This window comes from Streptomyces sp. NPDC058579, from assembly GCF_042718575.1.
Classification (GTDB): Bacteria; Actinomycetota; Actinomycetes; order Streptomycetales; family Streptomycetaceae; genus Streptomyces.
Genome location: NZ_JBHXPI010000035.1, coordinates 1 through 13,173 on the forward strand (window position 1 = coordinate 1; position 13,173 = coordinate 13,173).

The 13,173-nt window shown below is 71.3% G+C and carries 13 protein-coding genes; 8 read left to right on the top strand and 5 right to left on the bottom strand.

Features of this window, described 5'->3' with window-relative positions:
• Positions 1–120 precede the first annotated feature (120 nt).
• Positions 121–1,782, bottom strand: coding sequence for an FAD-dependent oxidoreductase (locus ACFWRO_RS28575; RefSeq protein WP_384514817.1), 1,662 nt, complete (start codon positions 1,780–1,782; stop codon positions 121–123).
• Between the two features lie 230 nt (positions 1,783–2,012).
• Here ACFWRO_RS28575 and ACFWRO_RS28580 point away from each other — a divergent pair, with 230 nt between their 5' ends.
• The 7 genes from ACFWRO_RS28580 to ACFWRO_RS28610 all read left to right on the top strand — a co-directional run bounded on the left by ACFWRO_RS28580 (position 2,013) and on the right by ACFWRO_RS28610 (position 7,350).
• Positions 2,013–3,134: a SchA/CurD-like domain-containing protein gene (locus tag ACFWRO_RS28580; RefSeq protein ID WP_384514820.1), complete on the top strand. Its 1,122-nt coding sequence runs from the start codon at positions 2,013–2,015 to the stop codon at positions 3,132–3,134.
• A 66-nt stretch (positions 3,135–3,200) separates the two neighbouring features.
• A complete protein-coding gene (locus ACFWRO_RS28585; protein ID WP_384514823.1) occupies positions 3,201–3,671 on the top strand; it encodes a cupin domain-containing protein in 471 nt (156 codons plus the stop codon).
• Positions 3,668–4,936 (top strand): beta-ketoacyl-[acyl-carrier-protein] synthase family protein, encoded by a 1,269-nt coding sequence (locus ACFWRO_RS28590; RefSeq protein WP_384514826.1) that lies wholly within the window; start codon positions 3,668–3,670, stop codon positions 4,934–4,936. The genes ACFWRO_RS28585 and ACFWRO_RS28590 overlap by 4 nt, the downstream gene beginning before the upstream one ends.
• Positions 4,933–6,180: a ketosynthase chain-length factor gene (locus ACFWRO_RS28595; protein WP_384514829.1), complete on the top strand. Its 1,248-nt coding sequence runs from the start codon at positions 4,933–4,935 to the stop codon at positions 6,178–6,180. Before ACFWRO_RS28590 ends, ACFWRO_RS28595 begins: the two co-directional genes overlap by 4 nt.
• 24 nt (positions 6,181–6,204) lie before the next feature.
• A complete protein-coding gene (locus ACFWRO_RS28600) occupies positions 6,205–6,465 on the top strand; it encodes an acyl carrier protein (RefSeq protein WP_384514832.1) in 261 nt (86 codons plus the stop codon).
• Positions 6,466–6,467: 2 nt separating this feature from the next.
• The gene (locus ACFWRO_RS28605; protein ID WP_384514835.1) at positions 6,468–6,947 is read left to right on the top strand and encodes an SRPBCC family protein; all 480 of its coding nucleotides are present in this window, start codon (positions 6,468–6,470) and stop codon (positions 6,945–6,947) included.
• Between the two features lie 70 nt (positions 6,948–7,017).
• Complete coding sequence (locus ACFWRO_RS28610; RefSeq protein WP_384514838.1) at positions 7,018–7,350, top strand: TcmI family type II polyketide cyclase; 333 nt, start codon at positions 7,018–7,020, stop codon at positions 7,348–7,350.
• Positions 7,351–7,438: 88 nt separating this feature from the next.
• On the opposite strand, the gene ACFWRO_RS28615 is transcribed toward ACFWRO_RS28610, so the two are convergent.
• Both ACFWRO_RS28615 and ACFWRO_RS28620 read right to left on the bottom strand, forming a co-directional pair.
• Positions 7,439–8,467, bottom strand: a complete 1,029-nt coding sequence (locus ACFWRO_RS28615; RefSeq protein ID WP_384514841.1) for a methyltransferase — start codon at positions 8,465–8,467, stop codon at positions 7,439–7,441.
• A gap of 53 nt (positions 8,468–8,520) precedes the next feature.
• Positions 8,521–9,585 (bottom strand): nitrous oxide reductase family maturation protein NosD, encoded by a 1,065-nt coding sequence (locus ACFWRO_RS28620; RefSeq protein WP_384514844.1) that lies wholly within the window; start codon positions 9,583–9,585, stop codon positions 8,521–8,523.
• A gap of 186 nt (positions 9,586–9,771) precedes the next feature.
• Between ACFWRO_RS28620 and ACFWRO_RS28625 the strand changes: the two genes are divergently transcribed.
• Entirely contained in the window at positions 9,772–11,319 is a 1,548-nt protein-coding gene (locus ACFWRO_RS28625; protein WP_384514846.1) for an MFS transporter, read from the top strand.
• 22 nt (positions 11,320–11,341) lie between these two features.
• On the opposite strand, the gene ACFWRO_RS28630 is transcribed toward ACFWRO_RS28625, so the two are convergent.
• Together ACFWRO_RS28630 and ACFWRO_RS28635 are read right to left on the bottom strand one after the other, a co-directional pair.
• Positions 11,342–11,917: a hypothetical protein gene (locus tag ACFWRO_RS28630; RefSeq protein WP_384514849.1), complete on the bottom strand. Its 576-nt coding sequence runs from the start codon at positions 11,915–11,917 to the stop codon at positions 11,342–11,344.
• Positions 11,914–13,092: an ROK family glucokinase gene (locus ACFWRO_RS28635; protein ID WP_384514852.1), complete on the bottom strand. Its 1,179-nt coding sequence runs from the start codon at positions 13,090–13,092 to the stop codon at positions 11,914–11,916. Before ACFWRO_RS28635 ends, ACFWRO_RS28630 begins: the two co-directional genes overlap by 4 nt.
• Between the last annotated feature and the right edge of the window lie 81 nt (positions 13,093–13,173).

Consider the following 13,173-nt stretch of genomic DNA (forward strand, 5'->3'; position numbering starts at 1 on the left):
AGCCTTCCTCCACACCTACAACCACCACCGCTGCCACACCGCACTCGACGGACACCCGCCCATCAGCCGCGTCAACAACCCTGCGGGTCAATACAGCTAGGGCCTGTCACCGGAAAGCGGTCAGCCCCGGCCCAGGATCGCCGTGAGGGCTTGCTCCAACGCCGCTCCGGGATCCTCCGACGCCCCCTCGGACCGCCACGCGACGAACCCGTCGGGGCGGACGAGGACCGCGCCGTCCCTGGTGACGCCGTGGGCCTCCGCCCAGTCCGTTTCGCTCTCGGGGGCGAGCTCCGCGTCGGGCCCGTCGCCGATCCGGTACGAGTCGAGCGGCACCGACAGCTCTCGCCCGACGCGTGTCGCCGCGGTGTGCCAGCCGCCGGCGCCGCCTTCGGCACTCAGGAGCACCAGGGACCGCTCGTACAGGTCGAGGGTGGAGACCCGGGTACCGGCGCGGTTCAGCCACACGTGGGGTGCCCGGCTCCCGGGTTCGCCCGTAAGCCGCAGTCCGTCGGACACGACCGGCAGCGTCCGGTCCGCGCCCAGGACGGCGCCCTGCGGATAGCGGTAACCGAGCACCTCGTTGAGCAGGCCGCCCTTCCTTCCCTTGGGGCTGTCGGCTCCGGGGCCGGGGACGTACCCGGGGTGGCTGTGTTCGACCGACCGCGACGAGGCGCGGGCGCTCGTCGCCTCGGCCACCGGCCGGCGCTCCGCGTCGTAGGACGCGAGCAGACCGGGGCCGGCCCAGCCGCCCAGTACGGCGGCGAGCTTCCAGGCGAGGTTGTGCGCGTCCTGGATACCGGTGTTGGAGCCGAACGCCCCGGTCGGCGGCATCTCGTGGGCGGAGTCGCCGGCGAGGAACACCCGGCCGTCCGCGTACCGTTCGGCGACCCGCTCGGCCGCGTGCCAGGGAGCTCGGCCCGTGATCTCCACATCGAGGTCCGGCACGCCGACGGCCCGCCGGATGTGTTCCGCGCACCGCTCGTCGGTGAACTCCTCGAGCGTCTCGCCGTGTTCGGGGTGCCAAGGAGCGTGGAACACCCAGCGCTCCCGGTTGTCGACCGGCAGCAGGGCCCCGTCGGCCTCCGGGTTCGTCAGGTAGCAGACGATGAAGCGCCGGTCGCCGACGACGTCCGCGAGGCCGCGGGAGACGAAGGTGACGCTCACGTTGTGGAACAGGTCGCCCGGACCGTTCTGCCCGATGCCGAGCAGCTCGCGAACCGGGCTGCGCGGGCCGTCCGCCGCGACGAGATAGTCCGCGCGGATGGTGGTGTGCTCGCCGGTGTCGCGGCTCTTGACCTGTGCGGTGACCCCTTCGGCGTCCTGCTCGAACGACATCAGCTCCGTCGAGAACCGCAGATCCCCGCCCAGCTCCCCCGCGCGCTCGCGCAGCACCGGTTCGAGATCGTTCTGGCTGCACAGGCACCACCCGGCGGGGCTGAAGCGGGCGAGACCGCCGCCGGGGTCGATCTCCTTGAACAGCCACTCGCCGACATCGCCCACCAGGCTCGGCGTCTGCAGGATGCCGCCGTTGTCCGCCAGGACCGACGCGGCCTCCTGGATGGACTCCGCGACCCCGGCCGAGCGGAACAGCTCCATCGTGCGCACGTTGTTGCCGCGGCCGCGCGGGTGGATCGAGGTGCCCGAGTGGCGCTCGACCAGGGTGTGCGGCACTCCGAGACGCCCCAGGAACAGCGAGGTGGACAGGCCCACCAGCGAGCCGCCGACGATGAGTACGGGCGTGCGGTGACCTGCTGCTTCGCCGGTCACGTCGAATCGGTTCATTGTTCGTCTCCCGGCGTCCTACGACGCGAGTCGGGGATGGGATCCAGATTCAAGCCCTTCGGGGGCGTGTCCGCGTGCCGGGGGCACCCGGATGGCACGCGGTTCACTCGTCCGCTCTCTCGGGCTCGCGCCCTCGCGGTGCTCCTGTCAACGATCGACACATCACGACTCCGGCGTGTCGGTCACGTAACTCGTTCCCGCCCCCACCGAAAAGAGAAGAGGTGTGCCGGATGGCCCCCTCGGGACGCATCTCGCAGTCGGCCTTCGACGGCTCCAAGCTGCGAGTCATCCTCCTGCTCGACCTGTACGAAGGAGCTCAGCAGCAGTTCCTTGACGCGTACGAGCTCATGCGCAAGCAGGTCGCCTCCGTTCCCGGTCACATCAGTGACCAGCTCTGCCAGTCCATCGAGAACCCCTCGCAGTGGCTCATCACCAGCGAGTGGGAGAGCGCTCCGCCGTTCCTCGCGTGGGTGAACAGCGAGGAGCACGTCCAAACGGTCAAGCCGATGCACAGCTGCGTCCGGGACACCCGTTCGATGCGCTACAGCATCCTCCGGGAGACCGGTCCCGGCCGGTCTGCCTCGCGGGCCGCGGCGCCGGCGAGCACGCAGGTGGCCGCCCGCGTGGGTGACGGTGTGGCACGCCACGCCCTCACCTTCACCGTCAAGCCGGGCTCCGAGTCGAAGGTGGCGGAGCTCCTGTCCGGGTACGAGTCGCCCCGGGCCCAGGTCGACGAGAACACCCGGCTGCGCCGTACCTCCCTCTTCATGCACGGCAATCGCGTCGTGCGGGCCGTGGAGGTGGAGGGCGACCTCCTCGCGGCGCTGCGGCACGTCGCCCGTCAACCCGAGGTACGAGCGGTCGAGGAGGCCATCAACCCGTACCTGGAGCAGGACCGGGACCTGACCGACCCCGAGTCGGCACGGGTGTTCTTCACCCGGGCCGCGCTCCCGGCCGTCCAGCACGTGGTGTCCAGCCGGCCGGCCCCGGACGGGCTGCGACGGCACGCGCTGTACTACCCGGCCAAGGAAGGCAGCGGGATGGAGCTGGCCCGGCTGCTCGCCCAGCAGGACCGGGCCGCCGCGGACGACCCGGACAGCCCGGTGTACGGCAGCACCGTGTTCCAGCGCGACGACATCGTGGTGCGCCTCATCGACATCACGGGCGAACTCGACCTCGACCCCGTCGCCTCCCTCGGGCTCAAGGGCTCCCGCAAGGCCGCGGAGCTGGAACTCCTCCTCGACGGCGCCGCCATCGGCGTCGAGGGCTCCCTGAAGTCGGAGCGCAACATCAACCGGCTCCTGTCGCACGCCGACATGCTGCCCGTCACCGACCGCTCGGCGGATTCCTGACGGCCGGTCACGGCCCCCGTCGCAGTCGCTCCCAGCACGTCACTGCCACATCCGGAGGTACCAACCATGCTCAAGCAGCGTCCACGCATCGTGAGCCTCGACGAGACGGAACCCAACCGCAGGCGCGGAGGTGACCTGCGGGCCATGCTCACACCGGCCACGGTGGGTTCCACCAGCGGCTTCATGGGACTGGCCATCGTTCAACCGGGCGAGCGCATCGGCGAGCACTACCACCCGTACTCCGAGGAGTTCGTGTACGTCGTCTCGGGCGCGCTGGAAGTGGATCTGGACGGCGACACGTACGTCCTCAAGCCCGATCACGGGCTCCTGATCCCGATCGACATGCGGCACCGCTTCCGCAACGTGGGCGACGTGGAGGCCCGCATGGTCTTCCACCTGGGCCCGCTCGCACCCCGGCCGAGCCTCGGCCACGTCGACACGGAGGGCGCCGACGAGGCCGAGCTCGCCGCCGCGGGCCCGCACCTGACCGTGGGCGACCCGGGACAGGTGTCCGAGCGAAGCGGGGCCATCGAGTGACCCGGCGAGTGGCCGTCACCGGTATCGGTGTGGTCGCTCCGGGCGGCACCGGAGCGAAGGCGTTCTGGGACCTCCTCGCCGCCGGCCGTACAGCGACCCGCGGCATCACCCTGTTCGACCCGGCCGGGCTGCGCTCCCGCATAGCCGCCGAGTGCGAATTCGACCCGGCGGACCACGGCCTCGACCCGGAGCTGAGCCTCCACGCCGACCGGTACATCCAGTTCGCCGTCGTCGCCGCCGACGAGGCCGTCCGCGACTCCGGACTCGACACCGACGCCGAGGACCCCTGGCGCGTGGCCGTCTCCCTGGGCAGCGCCGTCGGCGGCACCACCCGGCTCGAACACGACTACGTCCTGGTCAGCGAGGGCGGGCGACGGTGGGACGTGGACCACCGCGCGGCCGACGCCAAGCTGCACCTGGCGTTCTCGCCGAGCACGCTCGCCTCCGTCGTGGCAGAACAGTTCGGCGCCCGCGGCCCGGTGCAGACCGTCTCCACCGGCTGCACCTCCGGCCTCGACGCCGTCGGCTACGCCTTCCACACCATCGAGGAAGGCCGGGCGGACGTCTGCATAGCGGGCGCGTCGGACTCCCCGATATCCCCGATCACCATGGCCTGCTTCGACGCCATCAAGGCCACGTCGCCCGACAACGACGACCCGGAGCACGCCTCCAGGCCCTTCGACAACAACCGCAACGGTTTCGTCATGGGCGAAGGCGCGGCCGTGCTCGTCCTGGAGGAGTACGAACACGCCAGGGCCCGCGGTGCGCACATCTACTGCGAGATCGGCGGCTACGCCACCTTCGGCAACGCGTACCACATGACCGGTCTGACCGGCGAGGGGCTCGAGATGTCCCGGGCGATCGACTCCACCCTCGACCAGGCCCGGCTCGACCCCACGCTGATCGACTACGTCAACGCGCACGGCTCGGGCACCCGGCAGAACGACCGGCACGAGACCGCCGCCGTGAAGCTGTCCCTGGGGGCGCACGCCTACGACACGCCCATGAGCTCCATCAAATCCATGGTGGGGCACTCGCTGGGCGCGATCGGCGCGATCGAGGTGGCCGCCTGCGTCCTCGCGCTGAAGCACCAGGTGGTACCTCCGACGGCGAACTACGAGACCCCCGACCCCGAGTGCGACCTGGACTACGTGCCGCGCACCGCCCGCTCCCGGAAGCTCAGGAACGTGCTCTCCGTGGGCAGCGGATTCGGCGGCTTCCAGTCCGCGGTCCTCCTGACGGGGCCGGGCGGGAGGACACGATGAGCACTGAGCGCCCACGGCGGGCGGTCGTCACCGGAATCGGTGTGATCGCCCCCAACGGATTGCGGGCCGACGCGTACTGGAAGTCCGTCCGGGAAGGGCTTGGCGTACTGGACCTGATCACCCGTGAGGGTTGCCAGGACCTGCCGCTCAAGGTCGCGGGCGAGGTCCGGGGCTTCGACGCATCCGCCCTGATCGAGGAGCGCTTCCTCGTCCAGACCGACCGCTTCAGCCACTACGCGATGGCCGCGGCCCAGCTCGCCCTCGACGACGCCGGCATCGGCCTCGACGACCCGGAGGAGCCCTTCTCGATCGGCGTCGTCACCGCGGCCGGTTCGGGCGGCGGCGAGTTCGGCCAGCGAGAGCTCCAGAAGCTCTGGGGCCAGGGATCCAAGTTCGTCGGCCCGTACCAGTCCATCGCCTGGTTCTACGCCGCGAGCACCGGCCAGATCTCCATCCGGAGCGGGTTCAAGGGACCGTGCGGGGTGGTCGCGAGCGACGAGGCGGGCGGCCTGGACGGGATCGCCCACGCCGCCCGGGCCGTACGGCGCGGGACCGGTGCGGTCGTCGTCGGAGCGGCGGAGGCGCCCCTCGCCCCGTACTCGATGGTGTGCCAGCTCGGATACCCGGAGCTCAGCACCGTCGAGGACCCGGAGCGCGCCTACCGGCCCTTCACCGAAGGGGCCTGCGGCTTCGTCCCCGCGGAGGGCGGCGCGATGCTCGTCGTGGAGGACGAGTCCCGCGCCCGCGACCGGGGAGCGGCCGTCCGGGCCGTCGTGGCCGGCCACGGCGCCACGTTCACCGGCGCCTCCCGCTGGAAGGAGTCCCGGGAGGGACTCGCCCGCGCCATTCGCGTCGCGCTCGACGAGGCCGGGTGCGCCCCCGAGGAGATCGACGTCGTCTTCGCCGACGCCCTGGGCGTACCGGAGGCGGACCGCGCCGAGGCGCTGGCGATCGCCGACGCCCTCGGGGCACACGCGACCCGCGTTCCCGTCACGGCGCCCAAGACGGGCATCGGCCGTGCCTACTGCGGGGCGCCCGTCCTGGACACCGTCGCCGCGGTCTTCGCAATGGAGCACGGCGTGGTTCCGCCCACCCCCAACGTGTTCGACATCTGCCACGACCTCGATCTGGTGATGTCCCGCGCTCGCCCCGCCGAGCTGCGCACGGCCCTCGTCCTCAGCCGGGGACTCATGGGATCCAACGCGGCGCTGGTCGTGCGCCGCGGCGACGACTCCGCCCGGTAGGACCGGGCGGGAAGGAGAGCACAGATGATCACCACCACCCTGACCTTCGACGAACTCGCCGCGCTGATGAAGCAGTCGGCCGGGGTCACCGTCGACGCCCGCGAGCTGGAGAAGGCGCCGGACGCGCCGTTCGCCACCCTCGGCGTCGACTCGCTCGGCCTGCTCGGGATCGTCGGCGAGCTGGAGAACCGGTACAGCGTGGCTCTGCCCACCGACGCCGAGCGCTCCAAGACGCCCGCCGAGTTCCTCGCCCTGGTCAACACCGCCCTCAAGACGGGAGTCTGACGTTGTCCGGTCGCACTGACAACAGCATCACCATCGACGCCCCGCTCGACCTCGTGTGGGACATCACCAACGACATCGAGAACTGGCCCAACCTCTTCAGCGAGTACGCCTCCCTCGAGGTGCTCTCCCGCGAGGGCGACTCCACCACCTTCCGCCTGACCATGCACCCGGACGAGTCCGGGAAGGTCTGGAGCTGGGTGTCGGAGCGCACCGTCGACCGCCCCGGGCGGACCGTCCGCGCCCGCCGCGTCGAGACCGGCCCGTTCGACCACATGAACATCCGGTGGGAGTACGAGGAGACACCGGCCGGCGTCCACATGCGCTGGGTGCAGGACTTCGCGATGAAGCCCGAGGCCCCGGTCGACGACGCCTGGATGACCGACAACATCAACCGCAACTCCCAGACGCAGATGGCCCTCATCCGGGACCGCATCGAGCAGGTCGCCCGCGACCGCCGGAGCGCCTCGGTCCTGCCCGGCTGACCGCACCCGGCCGCACCCGGTCGCGTACACCCGCACTCCCTCACACCCGCACTCCCAGGAAGGACGCTCGATGCACCACGCTCTGATCGTCGCCCGCATGGTGCCCGATTCGGCGCCGGCGATCGCCGACGTGTTCGCCGCCTCCGACCGTGGCGAACTCCCGCACCTCGTCGGCGTCACCCGGCGTCGCCTGTTCCAGTTCGGCGACGTGTACCTGCACCTCATCGAGTCGGACCAGGACCCGGCGCCGGCCATCGCGAAGCTGACCGGCCACCCTGAGTTCCGGGACACCAGCGAGCGACTGTCGGCGTTCGTCAGCGCGTACGACCCGCAGACGTGGCGGAGCCCCAAGGACGCCATGGCCCAGTGCTTCTACAGCTGGGAGCGCGACGCGGGTTCCTGATCCCGAGACGCACGGCAGCGAAACCCGAGGCCGCCCGCCCCGCGAACGACGCGGAGCGGGCGGCCTCGGGTTTCGGGGTCCGCCTCCTTCAGGCGGGAACGGTGCACTCGAAGGCGTGCAGGTACGCGTTGACCGGGCGGATCTCGCCGATGACGAGCCCCGCGTCGGTCAGCCGCTCGACCATGCTCTGCCGGGTGTGCTTCGCACCGCCGACATTGAGCAGCAGCAGCAGGTCCATGGCGGTCGTGAACCTCATCGACGGCGTGTCGTCCACGAGGTTCTCGATCACGACGACCCGGGCACCGGGGCGCGCCGCGCCGCGGACGTTGGCGAGCGCCCTGCGGGTGCTGTCGTCGTCCCACTCCAGGATGTTCTTGATGATGTACACATCCGCCTGGACCGGGATGTCGTCACGGCAGTCGCCGGGCACGAAACGGACCCGGGAGGCCAGCGGACCGTCCGCCCGCAGGCGCGGATCGGCGTTCTCCACCACCCTCGGCAGATCGAGCAGCGTGCCGTGCAGGTCGGGGTACTTCTCCAGCAGACTCGCCAGGACGTGCCCCTGACCGCCGCCGATGTCCACGACCGACGACACGCCCCGCAGATCCAGCAGGTCGGCGACGTCCTGGGCCGACTGCCGGCTCGACGTCGTCATGGCCCGGTTGAAGACGTACGCGGACTCGGGGGCGTCCTCGTTGAGGTACGCGAAGAACTCCCTTTCGTACACGTCCTCGAAGACGTTGCGGCCGGAGCGCACCGCCTCGTCGAGCTTCGGCCAGACGTCCCAGGTCCACGGCTCGGTGCACCACAGCGCGATGTACCGCAGGCTCTGCGGGTCGTCCTCGCGCAGCAGCCGGGACATCTCCGTGTGCGCGAAGGTGCCGTCGGCCTGCTCGGTGAACACGCCCTGGCAGGACAGGGCGCGCAGCAGCCTGCGCAGGGTCCGCGGCTGGGTCTTGACCGCCGCCGCCAGGTCCTCCACGGTCATGGGCGTGTCGCCCAGGGCGTCGGCCAGGCCCAGGCGGGCGGCCGCACGTACGGCGGCGGCGCACGCCGCCCCGAATACGAGTTCCCGCAGCCGCATGGGCGGCGGCGGAGCCGGATCAACAGTCGTCATCTGTCGCCTTGTCTGTGCAGTCGTGCCGTGGGTGAGGGAGTGGATCCGACCGTTCAGCACATGCCCGCGGGCTCCGAGACCTCGCAGGTGTTGCCGCTGAAGGTGTTGCCCTTGCCGGTGTCCCGGTTGGCCAGGTCGGCCGAGCCGTTGCGCAGGACGACGTTGTCGCGGATCTCGTTGCGTTCGTTGAGGGCGCCGACGAAGCTCTTGAAGAGCACGATGCCGCCCGACAGCGGCGAGGTGCCCACGTTGTCCTCGATCCGGTTCTGCGCCACCAGCGTCTCCTCGGCGCCGGTGAGGACGATGCCCGAACCCTGCAGGAAGGGCAGTCGGGGCGTCTTGGGGCAGTGCTTGTTGTTGGAGTGGATGTAGTTCCGGCGCAGGCTCATCGCCCCGGCGCGCGGCGTGGACTCGTCGCCCACCACGAACACGGCGGCGCAGTTCCCGGTCGCCTCGTTGCGGTCGACGGTCAGGTTCCGCAGGCGCCGTACCGTGAGGCCGATCCGGTTGCCGGAGAGGCGGTTGTGGCTGATCCGGGTCCCCTCGGCGTCGACGGCCCCGGCCTCGGTGTCGGTGGTGTTGGACACGAACAGGCCGGCGTCCGCGTTGTCCCGGGCGACGTTGTGGGTCAGCTCGCTGCGGACGGACCTCTCCAGGGCGATGCCCCAGTTGCCGTTCTTCTCGGCCGTCACCCGATGGACCTTCAGGCGGTCGGTCCGCGAGGCCCACAGGCCGTTCTTGGCGAAGCCCTGGAGCGTCAGGGAGCGCACGGTGACGCCCTTGACGGGGCTGCCGTCCTTGCCGGTCACGCAGATGCCGTGACCGGCCTTGGCGCAGGTGTCGTCGGTGGCGGCCTTGCTGGGCGCGATGACGGTGGGGAAGACGGTCGAGCCCCGCAGGGTCAGGTTCGATGTGGTGATGCGGACGCTCTCACGGTAGGTGCCGCGAGACAGGACGATGGTGTCTCCCGGCTTCGCGGCGTCCACGGCCTTCTGGATCGATTCGCCGGGCTTCACCCGGTGCACCGTGCGGTGGTCGGCCGTCGGGGCGGCTGCGCCGAGGCCCGTGGCCATGACAGCCACGGTGCAGGCCAGGAGGGCGATCTGTCGTTTGGTCATATGTCGAAGTTATGAGCGAGTGTTCCGACCTGCCACCGCTGATCCTCCAGGCGGACCTGGGCGTACCTCCCTGCGGTCCACGCGACGGGCGTGGCGCGCGGTTCCTGAGGGGAATCGCCGCTCGGCCGTGAATCATGGGCCCGCCGGGGGCACCTCTTCGGTGCGGCGGGCAGGGAAGAGGTTCGGATGCGCAAGTGGTGGCCCTTGGCGGCGATCTGTCTGGGCACCTTCATGCTTCTGCTGGACGTCACGATCGTGGTCGTGGCGCTGCCCGCGATGGCGGCGGACTTCGGCACCACGCTCTCCGATCTGGAGTGGGTGGTCGACGTCTACGCGCTGGCCCTGGCGTCGCTGCTGCTCGGCGTCGGCTCCCGCGCCGACCGGATCGGCCGCAGGAAGGTGTACCTCGTCGGGCTGATCGTCTTCACCGGGGCTTCGGTGGTGTGCGCGCTCGCCCCGAACGCGGGGGTGCTGATCGGCGCCCGGGCCGTCCAGGGACTGGGCGCCGCCGGGATGTTCGGTACGACGATCGCCCTGCTCGGCATGCACTACGGCGGCCGGGACCGGGGTGTGGCCTTCGCCGTGTGGGGCGCCACCAACTCGGTCGCCGCGGCGGCCGGGCCGATGGTCGGCGGACTCCTCACCCAGTACCTGGACTGGCGATGGATCTTCTTCGTCAACGTGCCGGTCTGCCTGGCCGCCGTCGTGATGACGCTGCGCTCGGTACGCGAGGCCAAGGGCCGGGGCGGGCAGCGTGCGGACGTCCTCGGCGTGATCACCTTCACGGTGGCGAGCGGGGCCCTCACGTTCGGGCTGATCCGCGCCCATTCCGAGAGCTGGGCGGCGCCCTTCACGCTCGGCCTGTTCGGGACGGCGGCCGTCGCCCTCGCCCTCTTCGTCGTGGTCGAGACGCGGCACGAGCACCCCGTCCTCGATCTGTCGCTGTTCCGCCGGCCGTCGTTCACCGGCATCATGATCAGCGCCCTGTTCCTGCAGGGCGCCGCGTTCGCCTATCTGTTGTTCGAGTCGCTGTGGATGCAGTCCGTACTGGGATACGAGCCCGTCCAGGCGGGTCTGTACATCCTGCCGATGTGCGCCGCCGCGTTCGTCGTCTCGGCGCTCGCGGGCCGCTTCGGCCCCTGGCCGCCCCGGGCGGCCATCGGCGGAGGTCTCGCGCTCATCGCCCTGGGCTCCGGAATGCAGGCCACCCTCGGCGCGGGGTCTTCGGGCAGCAGCCTTGCGGCGGGGCTCGTCGTCGCCGGTCTGGGGGTCGGGCTCGTGACGCCGAGCCTGTCGGCGGCGGCCCTGGCCACGGTCCCGCCGGAGCGCGCGGGCATGGTGGGCGGTGCGGTCAACACCTTCCGCCAGTTGGGCTTCGCCCTGGGGATCGCCGTGTTCGGCGTGATCTTCCAGGCGCGGATCGAGCGGGTGCTGAAGGCCGACGGCGGTGTCCCGGACCCGCACGGGACGGCCGCCGCTCTGAGCGGCGGACAGGCCCGGTCGATCATCGCCGCCTTCCCGGAAGGTGAGCGCGCCCACATGGCGCAGCTGGTGCGTGAGGCGTTCGCGTCCGGCCTGAACGCGGTGCTCGTCGTGGCGGCGGCGCTGGGGGCGGTCGCCTCACTGATCGTCGTCGCGACGGTACGCGTCCCGACGGGCGGCGCCGAGCGGCGGAAGCCGGACGCGGGCGCGAGCCCGGGTGGCCAGGAGACGCGAGCGGACGCCGCCCTGTAGCGGCGGGGGGGGGCGCGCCCCGTCAGGGCGTGGTGGCGGACACCACGTACACCGTGGGGGACGCGGGGTCCGTGAGGTCGACGGTGATGTGCTGGCTGGGGCGTGGCTTGGGGCGGGTGACCGTGGTGGAGGACCAGACACGGTCGGCCTGGAAGGTCCAGCCCACGATGTCCGCGTCGCGGTCGCTCACCGCGACCGTGCCGGAGGTCAGCGCGGAGCGGCTGGAGCCGACCCCGTTCAGGAAGGCGTCGAGGCGGCCCGCGGTCGTCGTGAACTGGACGTACAGCCGGCTGGTCTTCCAGTTGCTGGTCTCGAAGTAGGCGACCTTCGAGCTGCCCTGCGGGATCGGCACCTCGAAGACCCGGCGCTTCATCAGCGAGGGCCAGTTGTCGCTCAGGCCCGTGGCCGAGGACTCGCGCTCCTTGTCGCGGCCGCTGTCGCGGCTCTGACCCGCGGAGATCATCAGGTACCCGGCGGGGATGCCGACGAGCAGCACGATGATGATCGCGGTCAGCCAGCGACGGCGGATCATGTGCCGCCGGTCCTCCGGCATCTTCGTGCCCTGTTCGGGAGAGGTGGTCGGGGAGGGGACGGTCATGAAGGCGGGTCCTGGTTGGTGCGGGAAGAGGTGCGTGGTTCGGTGGCGGCCCGGAGGACCTGGGCGTACCGCTCGTACCGTTCGTAGCGCTCGACGCGGCGGCGGTTGGCGCGGCGGAAGCGGCGGGCGACGAGCCGGGCGAGGTCGGCCGCGCCGACCATACCGGCCTCGGGGCCCAGCTGGGCCTTGGTGATGCGGGCCTCGGGGCGGTATCCCCGGCCGGTGAGGTGGCGCCGGAAGGCGTCCCTGGCCGGGCCGATCAGCAGGTCGTCGGCGGCGCTGACGCCCCCGCCGATGACGAAGCAGGAGGGGTCCAGGGCGGCGGCCAGGTTGGCGATGCCGACGCCCAGCCACTGGCCGATGTCCTGGAGGAGCTCGACGCACATGGCGTCGCCCTCGCGGGCCAGCTCGGTGATGAGCGGTCCTGTGATGTCCGGGACGTTGCCCTTGACCCGCTCGATGATGCCGTACGCGACCGGGGAGTCCGCGAGCGCCAGCTCCTTGGCCTCACGGACCAGAGCGTTTCCGGAGCTGTACTGCTCCCAGCAGCCCCGGTTGCCGCAGGGGCAGCGGTGACCACCGGGGACGACCTGCATGTGGCCGAACTCGCCGGCCACCCCGTACTTGCCGCGCTTGACCCGGCCGTCCTCCAGGATCGCGCCGCCGATGCCGGTGCCGAGCGTGATCATGACGAGGTGGTCCTCGCCGCGCCCGGCGCCGAAGCGCCACTCGGCCCAGGCGGCCGTGTTGGCGTCGTTGTCGACCATGACGGGCACGGCGAGCCGGGACTGGAGGGAGTCGCGCAGCGGCTCGTTGCGCCAGGCGAGGTGCGGGGCGAAGAGGACGGTGGCCCGTTCGGCGTCGACCCAGCCGGCCGCGCCGATGCCGACGGCGTGCACGTCGTGCCGGTCGGAGAGGTCCAGGACCAGCTCGACGATGGTGTCCTCGACGACCTTGGGGCTCTTGGACTTGTCCGGCGTCTCGGTCCGTACCTTCTCCAGGATCGTGCCGTCCGCGTCGACGACCCCGGCCATGACCTTCGTACCGCCGATGTCGATGCCGACGGTGGGCACCCGGGGCGCGGTCAGGTGGGAGCGCCGTTCCCGGGTGCCGACGGTCCGCAGCACCGTGGCCCGGGCGGCGCCGCGGTGGGAGAGGTCGCGGTAGGTACTCATCGGCTCGATTCTGCCAGGTGCGGTGTAGGAGGGCCGTGACGGAGCGAGCGGGCGGGTCACCAGGGCCTGTCCGCCCCTGAT

What these genes read in the sequence shown, in the direction of transcription:
- ACFWRO_RS28575 (WP_384514817.1), bottom strand. Translation starts at nt 1,782, where the DNA reads ATGAACCGATTCGACGTGACCGGCGAAGCAGCAGGTCACCGCACGCCC.
- ACFWRO_RS28580 (WP_384514820.1), top strand. Translation starts at nt 2,013, where the DNA reads ATGGCCCCCTCGGGACGCATCTCGCAGTCGGCCTTCGACGGCTCCAAG.
- ACFWRO_RS28585 (WP_384514823.1), top strand. Translation starts at nt 3,201, where the DNA reads ATGCTCAAGCAGCGTCCACGCATCGTGAGCCTCGACGAGACGGAACCC.
- ACFWRO_RS28595 (WP_384514829.1), top strand. Translation starts at nt 4,933, where the DNA reads ATGAGCACTGAGCGCCCACGGCGGGCGGTCGTCACCGGAATCGGTGTG.
- ACFWRO_RS28600 (WP_384514832.1), top strand. Translation starts at nt 6,205, where the DNA reads ATGATCACCACCACCCTGACCTTCGACGAACTCGCCGCGCTGATGAAG.
- ACFWRO_RS28610 (WP_384514838.1), top strand. Translation starts at nt 7,018, where the DNA reads ATGCACCACGCTCTGATCGTCGCCCGCATGGTGCCCGATTCGGCGCCG.
- ACFWRO_RS28615 (WP_384514841.1), bottom strand. Translation starts at nt 8,467, where the DNA reads ATGACGACTGTTGATCCGGCTCCGCCGCCGCCCATGCGGCTGCGGGAA.
- ACFWRO_RS28620 (WP_384514844.1), bottom strand. Translation starts at nt 9,585, where the DNA reads ATGACCAAACGACAGATCGCCCTCCTGGCCTGCACCGTGGCTGTCATG.
- ACFWRO_RS28625 (WP_384514846.1), top strand. Translation starts at nt 9,772, where the DNA reads ATGCGCAAGTGGTGGCCCTTGGCGGCGATCTGTCTGGGCACCTTCATG.
- ACFWRO_RS28630 (WP_384514849.1), bottom strand. Translation starts at nt 11,917, where the DNA reads ATGACCGTCCCCTCCCCGACCACCTCTCCCGAACAGGGCACGAAGATG.
- ACFWRO_RS28635 (WP_384514852.1), bottom strand. Translation starts at nt 13,092, where the DNA reads ATGAGTACCTACCGCGACCTCTCCCACCGCGGCGCCGCCCGGGCCACG.